A 2,355-nucleotide genomic window follows, 5' to 3' on the forward strand; every position below is an offset into this window, starting at 1 on the left:
GTCGCCGTCGGCCACGACGTCCGCACCGGCGGCCTCGCCGAGGGCCGCCTCGGCGCCGGCAAGGGCTCCGACCGCTTCCTCTTCGTCCCGCTCGGCACCGGGATAGCGGGGGCCATCGGCATCGACGGCCGCATCGAGGAGGGCGCCCACGGCTGCGCGGGCGAGATCGGGCACATCGCCGTGCGCCCCGGCGCGGACGCGCCGGAGTGCGGCTGCGGCGGGCGCGGCTGCCTGGAGACCGTCGCCTCCGCCTCCGCCGTGAGTCGTGCCTGGGCCGCCGCGTCGGGCGACCCGCGCGCCGACGCCGCGGACTGCGCCAAGGCCGTGGCGTCCGGCGATCCCCGTGCCCGCGCCGTGTGGCAGGCCGCCGTCGACGCCCTCGCCGACGGGCTCGTCACGGCCCTCACCCTGCTGGACCCCCGCGCGCTCATCATCGGCGGCGGGCTGGCCGAGGCGGGCGAGACGCTGTTCGCGCCGCTGCGCGCCGCCGTCGCCGAGCGCGTCACGTTCCAGAAACTCCCCCGCATCGTCCCGGCGGCCCTCGGCGACACCGCCGGCTGCCTGGGCGCGGGCCTGCTCGCCTGGGACCTGGTCGCCGCGCGGTCCCCCGAAGCCCCGGAATCCTCGGAGGTATCCGTCTGATGCTCGAACGAACGGTTCTCGCCGGCGCCCGCGTGGTGCTGCCGACCGGCGTGGTCGAGGAGGGGCGCGTCACGATCGACGAGGGGCGCGTGGTGGCGGACGTTCCGCACGAGACGCCGACCTTCGACCTCACCGGGCACTGGATCGTCCCGGGCTTCGTGGACATCCATGTGCACGGCGGTGGCGGGGCGTCCTTCTCGGCCGGCAGCGCCGAGGAGGCCATGACGGCGATCCGCACGCACCGCGCGCACGGCACGACGACCATGGTCGCCTCCACCGTCACCGGCGACCTCGACGACCTGGCGCGGCAGGCGGCCGTCCTCGCCGAGCTGACGCAGCAGGGCGAGCTGGCGGGCATCCACTTCGAGGGCCCGTTCATCTCCCCGCACCGCTGCGGCGCCCACCAGCCGGAGCTGCTGCGCGCCCCGGACCCGTCCGACGTGCGCAAGCTCCTGGAGGCCGCGCGCGGCGCGGCGCGGATGATGACGCTCGCGCCGGAACTGCCGGGCGGCATGGAGTCCGTCCGGCTGCTCGCCGACAGCGGTGTCGTCGCGGCCGTCGGCCACACCGACGCCACGTACGAGGCCACCCTGGCGGCCGTCGACGCGGGCGCCACCGTGGCCACGCACCTCTTCAACGCCATGCCGTCCCTGCTGCACCGCGAGCCCGGGCCGATCGCGGCGCTGCTGGAGGACGAGCGGGTCACCGTCGAGCTGATCAACGACGGTACGCATCTGCACCCGTCCGTCCTGGAACTCGCCTTCGCGCGGGCCGGCGCGGACCGGGTCGCGTTCATCACCGACGCGATGGGCGCGGCCGGCATGAGCGACGGCATGTATCCGCTCGGCCCCATGCGGGTCGAGGTCAAGGAGGGCGTCGCGCGCATCGCGGACGGCCCGACGGCCGGCTCGATCGCGGGCTCGACCCTCACCCTGGACACCGCGTTCAAGCGGGCGGTGACGGTGGACCGGCTGCCCGTCGAGGACGTCGTGCGGGCCCTGTCCGCCAACCCCGCGCGGCTGCTGGGCGTCGACGACCGGGTCGGGTCACTGGAGCCCGGCAAGGACGCGGACCTCGTCGTGCTCGACGGTTCGTACGACGTCGTGGGCGTCATGCGCCGGGGCGAATGGCTGGTTAGGCCCGAAGTGCGCTGATTCCTCTCCCGTTTGACGCACGATCGAGCAGCGGCGGCAGGTCCCGAGGTCTGGGCCTGCCGCCGCTGTTTTGGCATGATCGCTGGCGCAATCGGTTGGAGAGGTCGGAGAGAGGCGCCGATGATCCTCACGGTCACGCTCAACGCCGCGCTCGATCTGACGTACGGCGTCCCGCGGCTGCGCCCGCACACCACGCACCGCGTCACGCGCGCCGTGGAACGCCCGGGCGGCAAGGGGCTCAACGTCGCACGCGTGCTGGCGGCCCTGGGCCACGAGACGGTCGTCACCGGGTTCGCGGGCGGCCCGACCGGCGAGACGCTCCGCCGTCTCCTCGCGGAGAGCGCGGGCCCGGTGACGGACGCCCTGCTGCCCGTCGCCGGCACCACGCGCCGCACGGTCGCCGTCGTCGACGACGGCAGCGGCGAGACCACGCAGCTCAACGAGCCGGGCCCGCACATCGGCCCGGAGGAGTGGCTCGCCTTCTGCGACCGTTACGCGCAACTGCTGGACGACGCCACGGCCGTGGCCCTGTGCGGCAGCCTGCCGCCGGGGGTGCCGG

At 75.2% G+C, this 2,355-nt stretch carries 3 protein-coding genes; all 3 read left to right on the plus strand.

Annotation, left to right across the window (positions count from 1 at the left end):
• The coding region (locus AB0K09_RS32570) for an ROK family protein (RefSeq protein WP_366069000.1) at positions 1-642 on the plus strand (642 nt) is incomplete at its 5' end.
• A complete protein-coding gene (gene nagA / locus AB0K09_RS32575) occupies positions 642-1,796 on the plus strand; it encodes an N-acetylglucosamine-6-phosphate deacetylase (protein ID WP_366069001.1) in 1,155 nt (384 codons plus the stop codon). The genes AB0K09_RS32570 and nagA, both read left to right, overlap by 1 nt.
• A gap of 120 nt (positions 1,797-1,916) precedes the next feature.
• The coding region (locus AB0K09_RS32580; RefSeq protein ID WP_366069002.1) for a PfkB family carbohydrate kinase at positions 1,917-2,355 on the plus strand (439 nt) is incomplete at its 3' end.

Origin of the sequence: Streptomyces sp. NPDC049577 (assembly GCF_040675635.1) — a bacterium.
Taxonomy (GTDB): domain Bacteria; phylum Actinomycetota; class Actinomycetes; order Streptomycetales; family Streptomycetaceae; genus Streptomyces.

Bases quoted from the DNA above. Each gene is read 5' to 3' on its own strand.
- nagA (WP_366069001.1), top strand. From the start codon at position 642: ATGCTCGAACGAACGGTTCTCGCCGGCGCCCGCGTGGTGCTGCCGACC.